Source organism: Bacillus sp. 522_BSPC (assembly GCF_001076885.1).
GTDB classification, from domain to species: domain Bacteria; phylum Bacillota; class Bacilli; order Bacillales; family Cytobacillaceae; genus Niallia; species Niallia hominis.
In genome coordinates this window covers 1-20,062 of record NZ_JVDT01000263.1, presented here as the reverse complement: position 1 = coordinate 20,062, position 20,062 = coordinate 1, and the positions used below count along the sequence as shown (strand labels likewise).

Genomic DNA, 20,062 nt, shown 5'->3' with positions numbered 1-20,062 from the left:
TGACCTATATGTATAATTCTCTTTGTGCTATATAGTGCTTATTTTACTGCTTTGTATCTCAACCGCTTTTTAATAGGTAAAAAAAAGAGCCTTACTCTTAGGAAGTAGGCTCTAGCTGCAGATTATTTTAGGAAGCTCCAGCTTCTTCAAATTCAATTTCTAATTCACCCAGGCGGTGGTATTCTGCCAAAACTGCTTCCTGGATTTTTCCTCTTGTACCAGAGTTAATTGGATGAGCGATATCTCTAAATTCACCATCCGGTGTTCGCTTACTTGGCATCGCTACAAATAATCCATTATTTCCATCAATTACCCTAATATCGTGAACAACAAATTCATTATCTAGTGTAATAGAGGCAATAGCTCTCATTCGTCCATCCGTATTAACTCGGCGTAGCCTTACATCAGTTACTTCCATCCTGTTCACCACCTTTACTAGAAGATAAAATCTAGTTAATAAATTCAACAGAACTTTCATAACTCCTTCTTAAAAGGCGAAATTTTTTAGAATATTTCGGATAAAATAAAGAAAAATTGCCGAAAAGTGATAAAATCCTCGCTTTTTCACTAAAACTTCGACTATTCTTCATATGAATTACCTTACTTACAAAGAGCAATTACCTCGATTTCAACCAATACATCTTTCGGTAACCTTGCTACCTCTACACAAGATCGAGCAGGTTTATGCGTTGAGAAATATTCCCCATATACCTCATTAATTGCTTGAAAGTCTTCCATATTTTTAATAAATACAGTCGCTTTAACAACCGTTTCAAACGATGCCCCCGCTTCTTTTAAAACGGCAGCTAAATTTTTAAATACTTGATGTGTCTGTGTCTGAACGTCTCCCTCGATTAAGGTCCCTTCAGCAGTTAAAGGAATTTGACCTGAACTGAAAAACAGATTATTAACAATAATACCTTGAGAATATGGCCCGATAGCTGCTGGTGCATTACTTGTTTGAACAACTTTCATGTGTCTTTTCCCCCTAAGATCTATTTTTTGTCAAAATAATTGCCATTTTTCACTGAAATTTTCTTTTCTTTCACATCAACGCCTGATAATTTCACTAGTGATAAATAATCATCTACTAATCTTTCTTCCGCTTCTTCTGCCTCAACTAATACTGCTATTCCTGCAACACTTGCATTGAATTCCTCTAACAAGCTAATCATACCATTGATGGTACCACCAGCTTTCATAAAGTCATCCACAATCAAAACTTTTGAACCATCTTCCAAGCTTCTTTTTGACAATAGCATCGTTTGAATTCTTTTAGTAGAACCAGAAACATAGTTGATACTTACAGTAGAACCTTCTGTTACTTTACTATCTCTTCTAACCATAACTACAGGAACATTTAAATAATTCCCTACTGCATACGCCAAAGGAATTCCCTTTGTTGCTACTGTCATGACTACATCTATATCCGTATCAGCAAAAGCTGATGCAAAAAGCCTACCTACTTTTTGAACGATAGCCGTGTTGCCTAATATATCGTTCATATATAGGTATCCACCTGGCAATAGTCTTTCCGGGCTTTTAATTAAATCGCAAAGCTCCTCAACAAATGGTTTTGCTTCCTCTTCACTGACTCTTACTTGATACTTTACTCCACCAGCAGCTCCTGGCAATGTATGTAACGTCCCTATTCCTCTTTGCTCAAAAGTTTCCTTAATAATAGCCAAATCTTCACTTATAGAAGACTTGGCCGAACTGTATTTTTCTGCAAAATAAGAAAGAGACACTAATTGCCTAGGATGCTCCAGCAAGTAATTCGTCATGTCTATTAAACGTTCACTACGACGAAACTTCATAACAGAACCCCCAAAATCCGAATATTTAAGGACAATATTACATTATTATACGGATTTAATCAAGAGTATGTCGCTGTCCAATCATTCTAACTGCAAATACTTGGTCACAAAATCCTCTTAATCCGTTGTAAACACGGTTCATTCTTGAATCATGTTGAATTAATCCGAAAACCGTAGGGCCACTTCCGCTCATAAGTACTGTATCTGCCCCAAACTTACAAATTTGCTCTTTTATTTGGGCAACCTCAGGATATAAGGATAAAGTGACATTTTCTAGTACATTCCCTACACACTCACACATTAAATCATAATCCTTGGATGAAATTGACTCAATCATTTTTTCCGTATTTGGATGCTCAATTGTCTCTACATCTAGTCTTTTATAAATATCAGCTGTTGATACACCAATAAATGGTTTCGCTAAAATAACCCAACAAACTGGAGGTGCAGGTAATTCCTTAATGATTTCTCCTCTTCCAGTTGCAAGTGCGGTTCCTCCGTAGACACAGAAAGACACATCAGATCCTATTTCAGCCCCAATTATCGCTAACTCATCTAATGTTAGCCCTAAACCCCATAACTTATTTAGACCGCGTAATACTGCCGCCGCATCACTGCTTCCTCCAGCTAAGCCAGCTGCCACAGGGATGTTCTTTTCTATTTTTATTTCTACCCCCTTCTTTACACGGAACTTTTCTTTTAATATATTTGCTGCTTGATAAGCAAGATTACGTTGGTCATCAGGAACAAATCTATTAAGAGAAGTTATTTTTATTACATCGCTATCTAGCAGTGCTAGCTCAATTCTATCTGCTAAATCAATTGTTGTCATAATCATTTCTACTTCATGATACCCATCAGGTCTCTTACGAAGCACATCCAATGACAAATTGATTTTAGCTGGCGCTTTAACCAAAAGCTTCAATATTTCCACCCACTTAACAAATTTCATCATTTACTTTTTTCCTCTCACTAAAGAAAACAGCTTTCCTTGGAAGGAGGTAATAATAGTAGGCTAGACGAACTCTATCTTTTCCTTATTCCGTACCTATCTAAGCATTATGCTCATCTAATCTTCTATTTCGATATAGTGATTTTACCACAAATTAGTCTATTACATGTAATAGAGATTATGATTTCCTGAATTATTATCATGATTTTATAGGTAATATTAACTCATTCATCTTCGAATAAAAAAGGATCTATCATTATCCTTTCTATCTATATTTTGGAATATAGATAGTAGCTAATGATAGATCCTATTGTTACCGTGAGTAAATCCATTGTGATTATAATATAAAAAAGATGGACGTTAAGTGATGTTGAAGTTACTCTTTATTTTGAGTAAGAAGACTTTGTTCTGCAATTTCTATTGCTCTTTTGACCATATTCCCTGCGTCTCTTGCACGAATACCGCCCCAGCCCTCTTGTTGGACCACATCATAGAAACCAAGTTCTTTTGCCAATTCTTCTTTTAATCCTTCAGACATAATTCCTCTTCGTCTACCCATAGTGAATCTCTCCTTTCATCACCCACGGTAGATTTAGTATGTAACTATCATTAGTTTTTCATGTTATCTATTTGTTGCCAGAAGCGATACTTATTTATACATTCACAGCTGACTTTATTAAAAAATGGCCATGCTTCCATTTTTATTGCATGAAAAAAGCAGCAAACAAATCGTTTACTGCCGCTTAATGCTTTCAAGCAATATATAGTTAGCTTAAAGCAACTTGTCCTGATGTATCCTCAAAGAAGGTAATTTGAACCGTTTCTGTTAAAACATCTGCATAGCTGTATGATACACGTTCAAATGCATTTTCATCCTGATCTAACTCCACTACAAACACAGATGGATAAGTCTCTGCCAACACGCCAGAACGCTCAATTGTCTTACGACGACCGCCATTTGCCTTCAGCATAAGCCTTTTTCCTAAATTTGAATCAAGAGCCTTTTTTATATCTGATAATGTTTTTGCCATTCGGTCCACCTCACTGTGTAAAGTATATCACACTGACATAACAGAGTCAAATAAAAACATAAATTATAACAGTCTTTTTTGGAAGTTGTCAATATTTTTTATTCTTATTTTTCTCCAATTTTTCAACAAAGATTAGTATGCACGACGTAAAGATAAATATGTAGAAAAATTTGATTTTTTTAAACTGCTGGAAAAAGGATGCATGATAATCTTAACTGAATCAACAAAGAAACACACAGGATGGATAGCTTAAGCAGTCCTGCTATGCTTGCTTAAGCTATTATCATCCTGTGTGTTCCATTTATTTACCCTTCTTCTGATTGATTCGTATGATATGGCATACCTGTTCGAAGAACTCCTTTGGTTTCTATTCCACCTAACCCTTTTTCGCCAGTTAAGGTATTCCTTAATACATCCCAAACATTTACTCGTTCCATAAATGGCGTAAAACTAATCTTTGCAACAATATAAACCGGATCAAGTGCATGAATATTTACCCTCGAAGGAGAGCTTGCGAAATTAGCACCTGCATAGATAAGGGACTCAAAGTGAGATTGACAGGCACCAGCAAAAATAACTAATTGATCTAAATTAGGAAGTTTCTTTCTCGCTTCTCTGACGGTCTGTACAAAGTATTTTGAATGTCGGTATGCATTAATATCGTTTTTCTCCCCTAACGCCTTAGAATAGGCATCATGCCCTGTTATAACAAGGATATCTGGACGATAATAATCCAAAAGACTGCTTATTTTACTGGGCATCTCTTTTTCATGGCAATGAACTCCATTTACAGGGATTCCAATTTTTTCATATAAAGTTAAACATTTGTTTAAATAATTAGGATCGCCATCAATATGCAGCACTTTGCCTGGTAGTTGAAAATAGTTGGAAGGTTTGCTGTATGCCTCTGTTACTTGATACTCCTGTTTTCTTCTTAAGAGATTCACATCTTGTCGAAATAATTGGAGAGATTGCTCCTCCATCAACTGGACCTTTTGTGAAATTTTCCGTTGCATCGGTTGATTAATTAACACTAAATCCTCATATGGAGCATCTGCAATAAGACGAAAATCCTCCCCATAAAGAATAGCGATTTTTTGACCATTTACCTCTTTCATATCAATTATTCGAAATAACATATCGCATTGATATGATTCTCTTCCGACGATATCCATGATGTTTACAGCCACTGTCGTCACTCCAATTAACCCAAACACGTTTCTGAGTGGTTATTAGTATTCAAAATCTATCTCTGATAAATTATGCATATGTCTAGAAAGTTGTGAGCAATTCAAAAGAGAAGAACGAAAACATAAAAGGCTATTTTCATCAACAACAAAAAAAGATGAACAGAAAGCTTCTCTCCCCAGTCATTCTTTTAGGGAAAAGAAAATCATCTGTACATCTATTTCTACTCATTATTTAGTAAATATTTCATAAAGAACATCACTTAACTTTGCAAACTCTTCGATAGACAATGATTCTCCGCGTCTAGAAGGCTCAATCCCCGCTTGTTCAAGCGCAGCGATTATTTCACCCTTCTTTTCTTTTCCGCCCTCTAGCTGGCTAGAGAGATTGTTTAAAATCGTTTTTCTCCTTTGAGCAAAGCTTGCTCTTGTTATTTGAAAGAAAAAGTCTTCATTTTTTACCGAAACAGATGGTGTTTTTCGAATGGTTAAACGAATTACAGCAGAATCTACATTTGGTTGAGGAACAAAGACTGTCTTCGGAACAATCATCACTACTTCTGGTTTAGTATAGTACTGAATAGCAATTGAAAGAGATCCATATTCCTTCGTTCCTGGTTTAGCAGATATTCGCTCTGCTACCTCTTTTTGCAGCATGACAACAATGCCTCTTAAAGGAAGTTTCTCTTCCAAAATCTTCATAATGATTGGTGTTGTTACATAATAAGGCAAATTAGCAACGAGCATAATATCCCGAATATCATTAAACTCTGTTTCTAACATTTCCTTTACGTTTACTTTTAAAATGTCCTGGTGAATAATCTTCGCATGTGGATAAGGCTCAAGCGTTTCGTTTAAAATTGGCAGCAAGCGTTGATCGATTTCATATGCAACAACCTTTTTACTTCGCTTAGCAAGCTGTTCTGTTAATGCCCCAATTCCCGGACCAACCTCTATTGCACCCGATTCTTCTGTTAACTCTGCATGATCTACAATATTTCTCAAAATGTTTGTGTCAATTAAAAAATTTTGCCCTAAGCTTTTCTTAAAAGAAAAACCATACTTATCTAGAATTGCTCTCGTTCTTGCTGGTGTTGCGATATCTTTATACATCCTTACCCTCCTGACGCATTTCCTTCATGGCTTGTGCGAACTCTTCCTTAGTAATATGAAACATCAGTAATCTCTTATAAAGCTGTTTCCCATTTGTATACCCAATTTTAAGCAGCTTTCCCAACTGCTCTCTACGCTCCTTAGAATCTGCACCACCAATCAATCCTGCATCTATTAAGTCTTCTTTTGTAATTTCCTCCGTTATCAATTCCTGCATAAGATGAGCATCTTTTAAAGCTTCTCTAATTGCCTCTATTGATGCATGTTCCACCCCAACACCTTTACCATGCTTATGGATTGCAAGCTCCTTTGGTATAAAAGCATGTTTACAATCAGGAATATGTTTTTCAATCGTATGACGAATCTTTTGACCAGGATAGTCTGGGTCGGTTAACACAATAACCCCTCTTGTTTTTTGTGCTAGCTTTATTTTAACCAATGTTTCTTGATTAATTGCTGAACCGTTTGTTTCAATAGTATCTGCATCAACTGCTCGTTTAATAGCAGTTGTGTCATCGCGTCCTTCCACTACTATTATTTCTTTAATCTTCATGGAACCTCCAAAAAATAATTTATAAAATTTGAAAAAAAAATGAAACATAATTGTAACATGAAACGTCTATATATACAGAGAGAGAAATATTTATAATCACTATCATTATAGCTAATATTTATGTTTTAACAAACGGCGATTTGTTGTGACTAGTTATTATGTGAGAAAATGTGAACAAAAGCAAAGAAAAAGACAGAGGAATTGATTCCTCTGCCAGATTAGCTATCTTTTTATCCTTTAAATAGGTAATAAAGTGTCTAGATTTATTGATTGCTAATTAATTATTTTTATCATAACTTGCCTGTTACCCCAACGGTAAGCTTCTGCTTTTGAAGAAAAGAAAACATCGATTTTCTGTCCTTTCACGCTTCCACCTGTATCACCTGCAACAGCATAGCCATAGCCTTCAACATAAACCTTTGTTCCTAATGGGATAAAACTTGGGTCGACAGCAATTACTTTTGCATTTGGATTAGCTTTCAGATCAATTCCAGTAGCCGTTCGGCCAGAACATCCATTACAACTAGCAGTATATGCTGTTGAATTGACGTACACTTCTTTCCCGCTTTCTTCTCCTCGGGATGCTAGTTGTATGACATCGCCTTTTGTTCCAACAGATACAATTTTGTCCTGCTTTTCTTTCACTGTTGTTTCACTGAGTAATTTCCGGGAAATCTCTTTGCCATTTTCCTTGGTAACTTCATACTTTTTAGAGACTAATCCTTCTGTGCCCTTTTTCAGTATCTTCTCAGTACCTGCCGGAAGATTATCGTCCTTTTGGGTAATAACGGCAAAGTTAATCGGTTGTTCCACTACATCGGTGACCTTTTCTATTCTTTTTATATTTACAACAGTTTCCTCTTTCACTTTTTCTTTTAGATCTGGTTCAACTCGGTCTAATTTAGCAAGTGATATCTCATGTTGTGTTAAAAAGTCAGCGACCGTAGTCGAAGTGGACCATACTTGTTTTTTCTTTCCTGCGTCTACTAGTGTGACTGGAAATGCTGTATGTACGACAACTTCCATATTATGTTCTATAGCGTTAGTTTCTTTCTGATTGATCTGATCATGCTCGTTCAAAGAAATTTTTTGTTCTTCTAAAAACTCCTTAACAGTATCTACTGTTGTCCAAACCGTTTTCTTCTCGTCGTCTTTTTGCAATTCAACCTGTTTAGCTTTCTTCCAGACAACTTCAAGGTTATCTGTAACCTTTGTGTTTAACGAGGGAAACACATAATCTTTTGAGCCAATAGCAATGTCCAAGTCATCAAATATTTGTTTTATAGTAGATGAGTGCGTCTCGATGATTTGTTCTTTACCATTTAGCGTCAGCGCCACAGTATTTTTAGTAGTTTCATAAATTATAAAGCCTAAGCTACTTGCAAAAACGATGAAACTAGCTAAAAAGATGGACACCTTTTTCCTGCTCAAAGATTTCGAAAACAGGTTTTTCATGTTTTGGATTACGATGAAAAACGCCTCCTTTTCTCTCGGAGTGATTATATAGAGTATCATGTCTGCTGTCAACCCTTAAGAATCTTTGAACGTATTTCTTATTATGCAAAAAAAACAAGCGAAAGGAAAGAAAGAAATCTCGACATAATTAGTCTATGAGAAAAGAAAGCGATGTAGAATGATTAAAAATAAGGTGAATTTCAGACAAACTTTTTCGTTATTCGACAAAAATCTTTATCAGTTTATGCCGAATAATTTTTTTGCATTTTCTGTTGTTTTTCTAGCCACCTCTTCATAAGAAATCCCTTTAATCGCAGCAATTTCCTCTGCCACTAATTTTACATAACTCGGTTCATTTCTTTTACCCCTAAACGGTGTCGGCGCTAAATATGGACAGTCTGTTTCAATTAATAAATGATCTAGTGAAACTGCTTCTGCAACCTCTTTTGGTTTCCGGGCATTTTTGAAAGTCACCGTTCCACCTAGCGAGATATAGAAATTCATATTTATGCATTCTAGTGCAGTTTCTACACTCCCACCATAACAGTGCATAATCCCTCCAACTTCTTTCGCATCTTCCTCTTTTAAAATTTCTACAATATCAGCTGTTGCTTCACGATTATGAATAATTATTGGAAGTTTTACTTTTTTTGCTAGTTGAATTTGTTTTCTGAATACCTCTTTTTGAATTTCCTTTGGCGATTTATCCCAATGATAATCTAATCCCATTTCTCCAATTGCAATTACTTTTGGATGCTTAGCTAACTCTTCAATCCAAACTAAGTCTTCTTCTTTCATATCAATTGCATCTACTGGGTGCCATCCTATACTTGCATAAACAAATTCATATTGCTCAATAAGCTCCATCGCTCTTGTGATGGTAGGTCTATCAAATCCAACAACTACCATCTTTTCCATCCCAGCATCCATTGCCCGTTCTATAACTTCTTCTAAATCCTCTTGAAACTCATCTGCGTTAATATGTGTATGGGTATCAAATAACATGAAAATCTTCCCTCCATCTTTTGTTAGATATACTTACAATCGCTTATTGCTTATGTTGATTCCTCTTTTTTTCATACTGTAAGAAGAAAAAACATAGAGATGTTTAACCCATTGTTTTCCTCACCTTTTTAAGAAAGGCGATTCCTCTTTAGGAACATCTCCATGTTTTTTCATTGATTTGTTTTTATTTTACTTTTGAACCCAATGGTAAAGCTTCTGCAATTGTCGCAAGAGACAGTTCACCATCATGACTTCCAGCTAAAATCATACCTTGTGAAAGCTCTCCTCTTAATTTAACCGGTTTTAAATTTGTTACACAAATAACTTTTCGTCCAACTAAGTCTTCTGGAGAATAATATTTAGCAATACCAGAAACTACTTGTCGTTTCTCATAACCTAAATCTAATTGTAGCTTCAATAACTTGTCTGCTTTTTTCACTGGTTCTGCTTCAAGAACTTGTGCAACACGTAAGTCCACTTTCATAAAGTCATCTATCGTGATTTCATCTACTTCTGGAACTTCTTGGACTTCTGGTTTCTTCTCTTCTTCCTTTTGAGGTCCCTTCATCTCTTCCTTGATAAATTCCACCTCTTCTTGGATATCTAACCTAGGGAAAATAGGATCTCCCTTCTCAACTATAGTACCTGCAGGTATGACCCCAAAACGTTCTAGGCTATCCCAAGTGTGCAAAGAAACGTCCTGTATATTTAATTGTTTAAAAATCTTGTCAGGAGTTCTTGTTAAGAAAGGTTTTAGTAAAATAGCGATTCTTCTTAAAGATTCCGCTAAATGGTTCATAACAATTGCTAATTCTTCTGTTCTTTCTTCTTTTGCCAACACCCATGGTTGTGTTTCATCAATATATTTATTATTTCTGCTAATTAATTGCCATAATGTTGTTAATACAACAGAGAACTCCATATTATCCATATGCTCTGCATATTTTTCCACTGTTTCTCTATGTGCCGCAACAAGAGATTGTTCAAACGGTCCTTCCGAATTTTTATAAGTAGGTATTTCTCCATTAAAGTACTTATTAATCATCGCCACTGTACGATTTAATAAATTACCTAAATCATTGGCTAAGTCAAAATTCACTCTTTCTACAAATGCTTCAGGAGTAAATACACCATCAGAACCAAACGGAACTTCTCTTAGTAAATAATAACGAAGGGCATCTAAACCATAACGATCAATTAATGTAACAGGATTAACCACATTGCCCTTTGATTTAGACATTTTGCCATCCTTCATAAGGATCCAACCATGTGCAAAAACCTTCTTCGGCAATGGAAGGTCTAATGCCATTAACATAATTGGCCAATAAATTGTATGGAAACGTACAATTTCTTTCCCTACTAAATGGACATTTGCTGGCCAGAACTTCTTATATAATGTCTCATCATCAGAACCATATCCTAGTGCGGTAATATAATTGGAAAGTGCATCAATCCACACATAAACAACATGCTTCGGATCTCCTGGAACTTTAATTCCCCAATCAAATGTAGTTCTTGAAACAGCCAAGTCTTCTAATCCAGGTTTAATAAAGTTATTAATCATCTCATTCTTACGAGATTCTGGTTGAATAAATGCTGGATTTTCCTCATAAAACGCTAATAAACGATCAGCATATTTTCCCATTCTAAAGAAATAAGATTCTTCTTTCACTAATTCAACAGCATGACCACTATCAGGGCTTTTACCTCCAATTACTTTTCCATTTTCATCATGGATAGGATCAACTAGTTGAAGCTCTGTATAATATGTTTCATCAGAAACAGAATACCAGCCTTGATACTCGTCTAAATAAATATCTCCTTGATCCACTAGCTTCTTAAACATTTTTTCCACAATATCTGTATGTCTTTTTTCTGTAGTACGAATAAAATCATCGTAAGAAATATCCAGTTTACCCCATAGTTCTTTAATTCCTGCAACAATTTCATCTACATATTGAATAGGCGTAATTCCTGCTTCTTCTGCTTTTCGTTGGATTTTTTGTCCATGTTCATCCGTTCCGGTTAAATAACGAACTTCATAGCCTCGCATTCTTTTATAACGAGCCATTGCATCTCCAGCAACTGTTGTGTAAGCATGTCCAATATGTAAATTACCACTTGGATAATAAATTGGCGTAGTAATATAAAAAGATTTTTCTTGATCCTTCACTTAGTTCCCTCCTATATATATGTATACATATGTACCTTTAGTAAAATAAAAATAACCGATATTACTATTGTAACCATTCTTCTTTTTTATCGAAACAAAAAAGTATAAGAACATTCGTATAAACCGCATAATCATTGCCATTTTTTCCTTTTATCCCATCAAAATATACCTAAAATTACTAGTTTATGCAACAGACATTTTAAAGCCTGTTGGAAAAGAAATAAAAATGTTGGTTTTTGTCGAAAAAAGAACATAAATAATACTATTAAAATATACTAATTTATCCCACTAACTAGGTAAGTATCTGACTACTTCTCGCAAAAGCCTAATATAACAAGGCTTTTTAAAATACAATAATTTGAAAATAAATAATTGACGTTTATGGGAATGGCTGGTATTATAATGACATACAAAGAAATTTGTCGAAAATTAGCGAAAAAAATATAAATATTCACTTTTTGGGAGGAGAAAATAAATGAAATCTACAGGTATTGTTCGTAAAGTTGATGAATTAGGTCGTGTAGTTATTCCAATCGAATTAAGACGTACATTAGGTATTGCTGAAAAAGATGCTCTAGAAATTTATGTAGATGATGAAAAAATCATCTTAAAAAAATATAAGCCAAACATGACTTGCCAAGTTACTGGAGAAGTTTCAGATGACAACCTTTCTTTAGCTGGCGGTAAATTAATCCTTAGCCGTGAAGGTGCAGAGCAATTAATCCAAGAAATTAAAAGTAACTTTGAAGTTTCTAAATAAGAATAAAATAAGAAATGTGTAGGTACTTTTTCAACTAGTATTTATCCATCCATCTTTTTATTGGATTAGAAGCTCCTTGAAGTAACTAGAACCTATTCATTCTTTTTTATAAACAAAGGGCTGCCTTATTAAAGGTGAACACCATGTTATTTTATGTTCACTTTTATGACGGCAGCTCTTTTCTTATTCAATATGATATTCTTGGTAGACGTCTCTTTTTTGCATTCCTCTATCTAATGCTGTCTTTTTAATTGCTTCTTTTACTGTAATTCCTTCTTTTTGAACATAATGATTCACTTGTTGTACAACGGTCAATTCGTCCCACCAATTATTTTCTTCTTCTTTTTGGAATTCACCCTGCTCAATTACTAAACAAAATTCTCCTCTAATTTCTTCTGATTGCGACCATGCAATTGCTTCCTCTACTGTACCACGAATAAATTCTTCATATAGCTTGGTCAATTCTCTGCATAAAGTGATCTTTCTATTACCAAGTATATCCATTATTAAAGTTAAAGTTTCTTTTAAACGGTGTGGAGATTCATATAAAAGAATCGTACCTGGAATAGTCTTAAGGAAAAGTAATTCTTTTTTCTTCTCCTTTTTTTGTCGATTAAGAAATCCATAAAAATAAAAGGGATGTGTCGGAAGACCTGAAGCAATAAGTGCTGTTAATGCCGCATTGGCTCCTGGAAGTGGAATAACTGGAATTTCTTGAGCAATCGCATCTATAACTAGTTCATATCCTGGATCTGCAATAGTTGGCATCCCTGCATCACTTACTAAGGCAATAACTTTTTCTTCTTTTAAAGCTTGTATTAGCTTCTGGCCACTCGTCTCTTTATTATGCTCATGATAACTAACCACAGGTGTAGTGATTTCAAAATAGTTACAAAGCTTTTTTGTATTACGTGTATCTTCGGCAGCAATAACATCTGCCTCTTTCAGAATCCTGATTGCACGAAAACTCATATCTTCTAAATTCCCAATAGGAGTAGGGACTAGATACAGAGATCCTCTTTTTTCTTTATAGCTTTTTTGTTGCTTCATTTCCTTCACCAAGCTCCTTCTTTAGAAACTGCTCTTTTTTCTTTCTCCCTAATTGTTTAAAGGCATACTCTTGTTGCATGGCTTCCTGTTTTGTTTGGAATTCCTCCTGATAAATAATCGCTACTGGCAAACGCCCTCTAGTATATTTTGCCCCTTTTCCGGCATTATGTGTATTCAAACGCTTTTGAAGATCATTTGTATAGCCTGCATAATAGCTTCCATCATTACAAATTAGTACATAGAAATAATGCTTCTTACTTTCCATATAAAATTTTACTCATTTCCTCTGTATAATTGTTGCCATCTTTATAAACAAATAACGGAGGTAAAACTTTTAAGTCCGGTTTGCCATCTTTTATCGCTTCGACTAGCAAAATATTCGCTTCCTTCCCTGCTTTTGGATAAACGAATCGTATACGCTTTGGCTCCAATCGATTTGCTCGCATTAATGTAATGATATCTAATAATCTTCCTGGTCTATGGACAAAAGCCACTTTTCCACCTTGTTTAACTAATTGGCTAGCTACACTAATGGAGTCCTCCAACGTACAGAGGAGTTCATGCCTCGCAATAGCAAGATGCTCATTTATATTAATCTCTTCTATAGAATTAGTCTTCTTAAAGTAAGGGGGATTACACGTAACTGCATCATACTTCTCCGATCCAAGGAAGCTAGGGGCATTCTTAATATCACCATGAATCATTTTAATTTTCTCTTCTAACTGATTATACTGTATACTTCGATTCGCCATATCATATAATCGTTCCTGTATCTCGACTCCTATGATTTCTCCCTGTGTACGAAGTGATAAAAAAAGTGGAATAACCCCATTGCCACTACATAAATCGACTATCTTCCCTTTTTTTAAGGGAATACCTACAAAATCAGCTAATAATACTGCATCTAACGAGAATGAAAATACGGATGGACTTTGGATAATCCTTAAACGTTCATCCAATAAATAATCTAATCTTTCATCTCCAATTAATGGTACCACTACCTTTAACCTCCATTTATTTATTACCTACATAGAAAAAGAGATGTCTCAAGAAGAAAGAGTCATCCCATCCAATACAATTGGTTGTATTGCTTATTTTCACTGGGATTATTTTCTTTGAGACATCCTTATTTTTTATTAAGAAACGACAAACAAAATAGACAATCACCATCTTTTCGGGGACTCCCAAAATGAAGATTACAAATATGGAAACCTTCTTGATACAATCTTGCGAGGTTATCATATCCTTCCCCTATATCAATGTTTTTTTCCTCTATCATCTTACTTTGTTTTGCGTTTCTTTTTTTCTGATTATCCTGTCTTGATTCTTTCTCTCTTGGTATATCCTCTAAATGCTTCCTTAGATTCTCATTTTCTAGCTTCAACCTATTATTTTCTTCAATAAGTTCAGCTACATGCTGTTTAAGATCACCTAATTGCTTATATAAATTACCAATTTGACTTTCCATATTTATTACTGATTCAAAAACTTCTTTTTTATCCACTCTTCCACCTCATTAATCTGTGGATTGAACTGAAACAGCATCTTCTTGCAGTATTTCATCTAATGTATATTCAAGCACTCGTTCTTGTTCAGAAATTTCCACTTGGAGTACACGTTCTAAAATATTTAAACCAACAACTTTTCCCTTTCCATCCGGTGTATTAATCCAGTCACCTAAGTCAGGTAAAAGTTCTTTTGCAGCTTCATAATCATCATTTTCATATTTTAAACAACACATTAATCGTCCACATAATCCAGAAATTTTTGTTGGATTTAAGGAAAGGTTTTGATCTTTTGCCATCTTAATAGATACTGGTTCAAAATCCCCTAAGAAAGTTGAACAGCAAAGCATCCTTCCACAAGGACCAATGCCACCTAACATTTTCGCCTCATCTCTAACCCCAATCTGACGAAGCTCAATTCTAGTTCTAAAAATGGATGCTAAATCTTTTACTAATTCCCTAAAATCTACTCGACCATCTGCGGTAAAATAAAAAATGATTTTATTACGGTCAAATGTATATTCTACATCAACCAATTTCATCTCTAATTCATGTAGCGTCACTTTCTCACAGCAAACATCATATGCTTCTTTGGCTGCGAATTTATTTTCCTCTACAATCATTTGATCTTTCTGATCCGCAATTCTTAATACTTTCTTTAAAGGTAAAACAACGTCATTTTCATCTACTTTTTTCGGGCCAATTACTACTCTCCCGAATTCTACACCCCGAACAGTTTCAACGATGACAAAGTCTCCCTTTTGGATAATTAATTCATTTGGATCAAAATAATATATTTTTCCAGCTTTTTTAAAGCGGATTCCTACGACATCATACAACTGAAGATCCCTCCTGCAGCTTTAGCACCAGCTGCTCCATCAATAACTGTGGATTCATATTCCCTTGCAGCTTTCGCTTTGCTTCAAAAATAGCTGTCATTTGTTCCGTTAAGCGCCTATTAGAAGTTCTTAAGGCATATGCCTCTAGACGTTCTTTCTCGCCAACGTATACAATCTGATCGTGCTTGCCAAGCTGTATATATAATAAATCTTTATATAGTAGCAATAATAAATCGAGCCCTCTATCAAACTGATCTTTTTCTTTAAAATGTGAAAACCAGTCTCTTTGAAGAGCCACTAATGCTTCTAATGGGGTTCTATTCAGAACCTCATATAATTTTACCACTATTTTTTGTGCTTGTACAAACCATTCATCTGTACTTAGAGTCAATGCTTCTTCAAAACTATTGGTAATCTGCGCAAGCAAAGGGGCTTCATTTGGTTTAATTCCATTTCTTACTAGTTCTTTTGCCATTTCATTTGGGGATAATGGTTTAAAGGAAAGTGTTTGGCATCGAGATAAAATAGTCGGCAATATTTGCTGAATTTGTTCCGTTAATAGAATGGCAGTTGTTTCTGCATTAGGTTCTTCCAAAAATTTCAACAAACTATTAGCTGCATTGGTGGTCATTTTATCTGCGTGAACAAGAATGTAAACCTTTTGATTTGACTCCACCCCAGTTTTTGAAAATTCTTCTTGCAGGCTTTGTATCTGATGTTTTTTTATTGATAATCCATCTGGTTCAAGCAAGTGAACGTCTGGATGATTTCCATTATTTATCCTCTTGCAATTAGAACATGTTTCACATGGAACATATCCTTTTATACTATTTTCACATAAAATACTCTTTGTGAGAACAAGACTTATTTCCCTTTTCCCCGTACCTTTCATTCCCTCAAAAAGGTAAGCATGTGCTAGTCGTTCTTTTTTTAAGCTGTTTTTCAGCATCTTTAAAACAATGGGCTGTGTCTGTTCAAGCTGTTCCCATGTTCTTGTCAAGACAATCACTCCATTACGTATATATATTAATCAGCAAACCTTTGATTTCACCAATTTTATCCAAAATATTTAAACTGTTTTTCTCTTTTGCTATTACTTCTTCTGTCAGTTCAACTAATTTATCATCTATGACATGTATAATACTTAAATCTCTACCCTGACCAAACTGATCCCAAGAATTATCTTTTTTCACTTCCATCCCATATTCAACAGCTTCCTTTACAAACTGTTTTACAAGGGATTTATACTTAGTCAAATCCTTTAGATTTTGAGATCTCCCCAACCTGTTACCAATATCATCAATGTTTTTCATTAATGTCTGAAGCTGTTCGATCTTCAATTTCTCGTTTTGTTGTTGGACATATCCTTGAAATTTCGAACCACCTAGACTACCTTTTGTTTCTATTTTAGTCCCTTCAGGCTTAATTCGAATGTCTTTATTTATCTTCATATTCTTCCTCCTGAAGAACGTTCTACTTCTTACTGGATAGCATAGACTACCATTATCCATTAAGCATGAAAGTACATCGGCAACTCGAAGCTAACCGATGTATGATTTAAAATTGCTTAAATTGCTCAACAGGTAATACAAAAACAGTTGCTCCTCCCACTTCCACTTCCACTGGATAAGGAACGTAAGAGTCTGCATTCCCTCCCATGGGCGAAACAGGAGCTACTAATTGATCTCTTGATTGACAATTATCTTTAATAATTTGCAAAGCCTTTTCCACACGTATATCTTCCGTTCCTATCATAAAGGTGGTATTTCCAGATTTCAAAAATCCGCCCGTACTCGCAAGCTTTGTCGCTCTAAAATTATTTTCAACAAGTGCATTAAGCAATTTATTGCTATCTTTATCTTGAATGACTGTTAGAATTAATTTCATTTTTATCCCGCCCCTTATTATAGTTTCCGAATGATTTTATAACTTGTTCCTATTATAGCAATAAATGCAAAAACAAACAGCTGAAAGGAAAAATAATTCCTCAGGCGCATTGTCAGCACTCATTCTTTAGAAGTAATAGATTTACATGAATATTTTGTTTAAAGGTACCCATACTATTTCAGAAATTGATTAATAATCTCTACCGTATCTTGAAATACCTGCTCTAAAGGCTTAGATGCATCCACTTTAACAATTCTTTCTGGAAATTTCTCTATCACCTTATAATAGCCCTCTTGGACCAATTCATGAAATTCTATTTTTTCTAAGTCTAGACGATTGATCTCCCTATCACTAGTAGTGTTAATTCTCGCTAAACCAACTCGTGGGTCAAGATCAAAATAAATCGTTAGCTCCGGCATCACATCTCCAATAGCAAATTGATTAATCTCCCAAATTTCATCCATGTCAATTCCTCTAGCAAACCCCTGATATGCCAAAGAGCTATCAATAAAACGATCACATAGAATAATTGCTCCACTGTTTAAAGCTGGTATTACTTTCTCTACTAAATGCTGTCTTCTTGCAGCTGCATAAAGTAAAGCTTCTGTTCTAGCATCCATTTCAGTATGCTTGGGATCTAATATAATACTTCTAATTTTTTCAGAAATAGGGATTCCACCTGGTTCTCGCGTCTTAATAATCTGCTTCTCTTGCTCCTGGTAATAGTTTAACAACATATCAATAATCGTTGTTTTCCCTGCTCCCTCTGGTCCTTCTAATGTAATAAAGAGCCCTTTTGTCACCGTATTGTCCTCCTAAAGCTGTCATTTCTCGAAAATTGTAATTTTATTTTCATAAATAGATGGGCTTCCTTGGAATCTCGCTCCATCTTTTAATAAGTTCTTTATTTGATTGATATGATACATCGTTATTTCCTCACCAGGCATTAGAATAGGGATTCCTGGTGGATACGGAATAATTGTTTCTGCACAAATAGCATGATGGGCATCATTTAATGATATTTCTCTTTTATTTCGTAAAGCTTGCTCTGTTTCACCAAGTTTTAATTCTACTATATCCTGCCCTTTTTTTATAGATGCTGACACTTTTCTTTCATAGGGAATCTCAGATAGGTTCTCAGACAATGCCTTTCTTACTTTAGTAATAATCTCATTAAGAGGAAATGCTATTTCTTTTTTTAGCAATGGAAAAACAAATAGTACATTATTAGAATCAGCTAATTCTGTATAAATCCCCTCTTTTTCTAATTGTTTTTGAAGAATAAAACCAGTTTTATCTACTGTCGATTGAATAGTAATTTTTAAGGGATCCCCTATATAAGGATAACCTAACACTTTTAGCTGTGAAACCTTTGCTAGCTCACTACGAAACAGACTAATAGTATTTTGCAGGTAATCCCAATCCTCCTCACTGTATGTTGCTAAATAGTGTCTAGCCTTATCTAAGGAAGCCATGATTAAGTAAGAGGGGCTACTGGACTGCAATATCTCCAGATAATATTTTACTTCATGCTCCTCTATAAAATCAGTATTATAGTGTAAGTATGCTCCCATGGTTAAGGCAGGAAGTGTTTTATGTGCGGACTGAACAACTAGATCAGCCCCCAATTGAACAGCTGATGGTGGATATTTATCATTTCCTATAAAATGAGCACCATGGGCTTCATCAACTAAAACACAAATTCCGTTAGCATGGGCTAATTGAATGATTTCTTCTAAATTTCCAATCATACCATAATAATTAGGAGACGTTAGGATAAGTGTTTTCACTTCAGGAAATTGAGCAATCGCTTGCTTTACGGTTCTTTCTGAAAGGACTGTTTCCACCTTCCATTCTTCCTCATAATCGGGACTTAGAAAAATCGGTTTTGCTTTAGCAAGCTTTATTCCATTCATTACTGATTTATGACTATTCCTTTGAACAAATACTTTATCTCCTTCTTTTAAAGAGGCAAGTATCATAGCTAAATTCCCAACAGTACTTCCATTTACAAGAAAATAGCTTTTTTTCACTCCATAAAGATCTGTTAATAGTTTCTCTGCATCACCAATAACGCCCATAGGAGCATGTAAATCATCTAGGTCATTAAGCTCCGTAACATCAAATTTCCATAATTGTCTTCTCCATTCCTCGTCATTATAAGAAATCAATTCTCCATTCTTATGGCCTGGCACATGAAAAGATATATTATTTTCCGACTGAAACTGTAAGAGTTTAGAATATAATGGTGTTTTTTCTTGCAATAGTACTCCTCTTTTCTTTTTTCTCTCTATTTATAGTATCACTTTTTTGACTATCTTATCATTGCCTAGCTTTAAACTTGCTAGAACGAAGTAAATAAGTGATTGATAGACTTTGAGAGTCAATGTATAAATGATTACTAAAATGGTTAAAATAGTTTCTATGGAGGTGGAGAAAAAATGGGGAAATATCATACCCAATCAATTAAAGGGGAAAAATGTCTTATATGTGAAAATAATAAATTAGAAGGAATTCATCTCTTTCAATCTTTTATATGTATGGACTGCGAGAGAGAAATCGTCAACACCAAAACAAGTGATCCAAAATATCAATTTTTTGTTTATCAAATGGGAAAAGCACGGATTTTACAAGAAAGACGCCAAGCCTAATCTTTGGATGAATAATCTATCTAATAATTAGTAAACTATAAAAAAACAAGCATCCACCAAAGTAGATGCTTGTTTTATTCGTGC

At 34.8% G+C, this 20,062-nt stretch carries 24 protein-coding genes; 2 read left to right on the top strand and 22 right to left on the bottom strand.

Annotated elements, in window-relative coordinates:
- Positions 1-127 precede the first annotated feature (127 nt).
- The 12 genes from spoVG to metG form a co-directional block, all read right to left on the bottom strand.
- On the bottom strand, positions 128-418 hold the full coding sequence (spoVG, locus tag ADJ83_RS21890) for a septation regulator SpoVG (protein WP_026574035.1): 291 nt from the start codon (positions 416-418) through the stop codon (positions 128-130).
- A 182-nt stretch (positions 419-600) separates the two neighbouring features.
- Positions 601-975 carry a RidA family protein gene (locus ADJ83_RS21885; protein WP_031537125.1) on the bottom strand — a complete coding sequence of 125 codons (375 nt, stop codon included), beginning with the start codon at positions 973-975 and terminating at the stop codon, positions 601-603.
- A gap of 20 nt (positions 976-995) precedes the next feature.
- A complete protein-coding gene (gene purR, locus ADJ83_RS21880; RefSeq protein ID WP_031537124.1) occupies positions 996-1,817 on the bottom strand; it encodes a pur operon repressor in 822 nt (273 codons plus the stop codon).
- Between the two features lie 55 nt (positions 1,818-1,872).
- On the bottom strand, positions 1,873-2,742 hold the full coding sequence (gene ispE, locus ADJ83_RS21875; RefSeq protein WP_048719110.1) for a 4-(cytidine 5'-diphospho)-2-C-methyl-D-erythritol kinase: 870 nt from the start codon (positions 2,740-2,742) through the stop codon (positions 1,873-1,875).
- A gap of 403 nt (positions 2,743-3,145) precedes the next feature.
- Positions 3,146-3,328 carry a small, acid-soluble spore protein, alpha/beta type gene (locus tag ADJ83_RS21870; protein WP_031537122.1) on the bottom strand — a complete coding sequence of 61 codons (183 nt, stop codon included), beginning with the start codon at positions 3,326-3,328 and terminating at the stop codon, positions 3,146-3,148.
- Positions 3,329-3,536: 208 nt separating this feature from the next.
- Positions 3,537-3,800: a biofilm formation stimulator Veg gene (veg, locus tag ADJ83_RS21865; RefSeq protein ID WP_031537121.1), complete on the bottom strand. Its 264-nt coding sequence runs from the start codon at positions 3,798-3,800 to the stop codon at positions 3,537-3,539.
- A gap of 305 nt (positions 3,801-4,105) precedes the next feature.
- Entirely contained in the window at positions 4,106-4,990 is an 885-nt protein-coding gene (yabG, locus tag ADJ83_RS21860) for a sporulation peptidase YabG (RefSeq protein ID WP_031537120.1), read from the bottom strand.
- A gap of 228 nt (positions 4,991-5,218) precedes the next feature.
- Positions 5,219-6,100, bottom strand: coding sequence for a 16S rRNA (adenine(1518)-N(6)/adenine(1519)-N(6))-dimethyltransferase RsmA (gene rsmA / locus ADJ83_RS21855; protein WP_031537119.1), 882 nt, complete (start codon positions 6,098-6,100; stop codon positions 5,219-5,221).
- Entirely contained in the window at positions 6,093-6,653 is a 561-nt protein-coding gene (rnmV, locus tag ADJ83_RS21850) for a ribonuclease M5 (RefSeq protein ID WP_031537118.1), read from the bottom strand. The genes rsmA and rnmV overlap by 8 nt, the downstream gene beginning before the upstream one ends.
- 273 nt (positions 6,654-6,926) lie before the next feature.
- On the bottom strand, positions 6,927-8,108 hold the full coding sequence (locus ADJ83_RS21845) for a G5 and 3D domain-containing protein (RefSeq protein ID WP_031537117.1): 1,182 nt from the start codon (positions 8,106-8,108) through the stop codon (positions 6,927-6,929).
- 237 nt (positions 8,109-8,345) lie between these two features.
- Positions 8,346-9,113 carry a TatD family hydrolase gene (locus tag ADJ83_RS21840; protein WP_031537116.1) on the bottom strand — a complete coding sequence of 256 codons (768 nt, stop codon included), beginning with the start codon at positions 9,111-9,113 and terminating at the stop codon, positions 8,346-8,348.
- Positions 9,114-9,297: 184 nt separating this feature from the next.
- On the bottom strand, positions 9,298-11,286 hold the full coding sequence (metG, locus tag ADJ83_RS21835) for a methionine--tRNA ligase (protein WP_031537115.1): 1,989 nt from the start codon (positions 11,284-11,286) through the stop codon (positions 9,298-9,300).
- A gap of 475 nt (positions 11,287-11,761) precedes the next feature.
- Here metG and ADJ83_RS21830 point away from each other — a divergent pair, with 475 nt between their 5' ends.
- Positions 11,762-12,046, top strand: a complete 285-nt coding sequence (locus ADJ83_RS21830; RefSeq protein WP_031537114.1) for an AbrB/MazE/SpoVT family DNA-binding domain-containing protein — start codon at positions 11,762-11,764, stop codon at positions 12,044-12,046.
- 183 nt (positions 12,047-12,229) lie between these two features.
- Here the strand turns inward: ADJ83_RS21830 and rsmI are convergent, their stop codons facing one another.
- From rsmI to ADJ83_RS21780, 10 genes are all read right to left on the bottom strand, one after another.
- A complete protein-coding gene (gene rsmI / locus ADJ83_RS21825; protein ID WP_031537112.1) occupies positions 12,230-13,096 on the bottom strand; it encodes a 16S rRNA (cytidine(1402)-2'-O)-methyltransferase in 867 nt (288 codons plus the stop codon).
- Entirely contained in the window at positions 13,074-13,361 is a 288-nt protein-coding gene (locus ADJ83_RS21820) for a GIY-YIG nuclease family protein (protein ID WP_031537111.1), read from the bottom strand. The genes rsmI and ADJ83_RS21820 overlap by 23 nt, the downstream gene beginning before the upstream one ends.
- Positions 13,351-14,094, bottom strand: coding sequence for a tRNA1(Val) (adenine(37)-N6)-methyltransferase (locus ADJ83_RS21815; RefSeq protein WP_031537110.1), 744 nt, complete (start codon positions 14,092-14,094; stop codon positions 13,351-13,353). Before ADJ83_RS21815 ends, ADJ83_RS21820 begins: the two co-directional genes overlap by 11 nt.
- 128 nt (positions 14,095-14,222) lie before the next feature.
- A complete protein-coding gene (gene yabA / locus ADJ83_RS21810; RefSeq protein WP_031537109.1) occupies positions 14,223-14,600 on the bottom strand; it encodes a DNA replication initiation control protein YabA in 378 nt (125 codons plus the stop codon).
- 12 nt (positions 14,601-14,612) lie between these two features.
- Positions 14,613-15,440, bottom strand: a complete 828-nt coding sequence (locus ADJ83_RS21805) for a PSP1 domain-containing protein (RefSeq protein WP_031537108.1) — start codon at positions 15,438-15,440, stop codon at positions 14,613-14,615.
- A complete protein-coding gene (gene holB, locus ADJ83_RS21800; protein ID WP_031537107.1) occupies positions 15,433-16,440 on the bottom strand; it encodes a DNA polymerase III subunit delta' in 1,008 nt (335 codons plus the stop codon). Before holB ends, ADJ83_RS21805 begins: the two co-directional genes overlap by 8 nt.
- A gap of 13 nt (positions 16,441-16,453) precedes the next feature.
- Positions 16,454-16,891, bottom strand: a complete 438-nt coding sequence (locus tag ADJ83_RS21795; protein WP_048719094.1) for a YaaR family protein — start codon at positions 16,889-16,891, stop codon at positions 16,454-16,456.
- Positions 16,892-16,997: 106 nt separating this feature from the next.
- Positions 16,998-17,327: a cyclic-di-AMP receptor gene (locus ADJ83_RS21790; RefSeq protein WP_031537105.1), complete on the bottom strand. Its 330-nt coding sequence runs from the start codon at positions 17,325-17,327 to the stop codon at positions 16,998-17,000.
- Between the two features lie 173 nt (positions 17,328-17,500).
- Entirely contained in the window at positions 17,501-18,130 is a 630-nt protein-coding gene (gene tmk / locus ADJ83_RS21785; RefSeq protein WP_031540304.1) for a dTMP kinase, read from the bottom strand.
- Between the two features lie 21 nt (positions 18,131-18,151).
- Positions 18,152-19,591: an aminotransferase class I/II-fold pyridoxal phosphate-dependent enzyme gene (locus tag ADJ83_RS21780; RefSeq protein WP_048719092.1), complete on the bottom strand. Its 1,440-nt coding sequence runs from the start codon at positions 19,589-19,591 to the stop codon at positions 18,152-18,154.
- 177 nt (positions 19,592-19,768) lie between these two features.
- Between ADJ83_RS21780 and ADJ83_RS21775 the strand changes: the two genes are divergently transcribed.
- On the top strand, positions 19,769-19,978 hold the full coding sequence (locus tag ADJ83_RS21775) for a sigma factor G inhibitor Gin (protein WP_031540302.1): 210 nt from the start codon (positions 19,769-19,771) through the stop codon (positions 19,976-19,978).
- Positions 19,979-20,062 lie beyond the last annotated feature (84 nt).

What these genes read in the sequence shown, in the direction of transcription:
- spoVG (WP_026574035.1), bottom strand. Translation starts at nt 418, where the DNA reads ATGGAAGTAACTGATGTAAGGCTACGCCGAGTTAATACGGATGGACGA.
- ADJ83_RS21885 (WP_031537125.1), bottom strand. Translation starts at nt 975, where the DNA reads ATGAAAGTTGTTCAAACAAGTAATGCACCAGCAGCTATCGGGCCATAT.
- purR (WP_031537124.1), bottom strand. Translation starts at nt 1,817, where the DNA reads ATGAAGTTTCGTCGTAGTGAACGTTTAATAGACATGACGAATTACTTG.
- ADJ83_RS21870 (WP_031537122.1), bottom strand. Translation starts at nt 3,328, where the DNA reads ATGGGTAGACGAAGAGGAATTATGTCTGAAGGATTAAAAGAAGAATTG.
- veg (WP_031537121.1), bottom strand. Translation starts at nt 3,800, where the DNA reads ATGGCAAAAACATTATCAGATATAAAAAAGGCTCTTGATTCAAATTTA.
- rsmA (WP_031537119.1), bottom strand. Translation starts at nt 6,100, where the DNA reads ATGTATAAAGATATCGCAACACCAGCAAGAACGAGAGCAATTCTAGAT.
- rnmV (WP_031537118.1), bottom strand. Translation starts at nt 6,653, where the DNA reads ATGAAGATTAAAGAAATAATAGTAGTGGAAGGACGCGATGACACAACT.
- ADJ83_RS21845 (WP_031537117.1), bottom strand. Translation starts at nt 8,108, where the DNA reads ATGAAAAACCTGTTTTCGAAATCTTTGAGCAGGAAAAAGGTGTCCATC.
- ADJ83_RS21840 (WP_031537116.1), bottom strand. Translation starts at nt 9,113, where the DNA reads ATGTTATTTGATACCCATACACATATTAACGCAGATGAGTTTCAAGAG.
- ADJ83_RS21830 (WP_031537114.1), top strand. Translation starts at nt 11,762, where the DNA reads ATGAAATCTACAGGTATTGTTCGTAAAGTTGATGAATTAGGTCGTGTA.
- rsmI (WP_031537112.1), bottom strand. Translation starts at nt 13,096, where the DNA reads ATGAAGCAACAAAAAAGCTATAAAGAAAAAAGAGGATCTCTGTATCTA.
- ADJ83_RS21820 (WP_031537111.1), bottom strand. Translation starts at nt 13,361, where the DNA reads ATGGAAAGTAAGAAGCATTATTTCTATGTACTAATTTGTAATGATGGA.
- ADJ83_RS21795 (WP_048719094.1), bottom strand. Translation starts at nt 16,891, where the DNA reads ATGAAGATAAATAAAGACATTCGAATTAAGCCTGAAGGGACTAAAATA.
- ADJ83_RS21790 (WP_031537105.1), bottom strand. Translation starts at nt 17,327, where the DNA reads ATGAAATTAATTCTAACAGTCATTCAAGATAAAGATAGCAATAAATTG.
- ADJ83_RS21775 (WP_031540302.1), top strand. Translation starts at nt 19,769, where the DNA reads ATGGGGAAATATCATACCCAATCAATTAAAGGGGAAAAATGTCTTATA.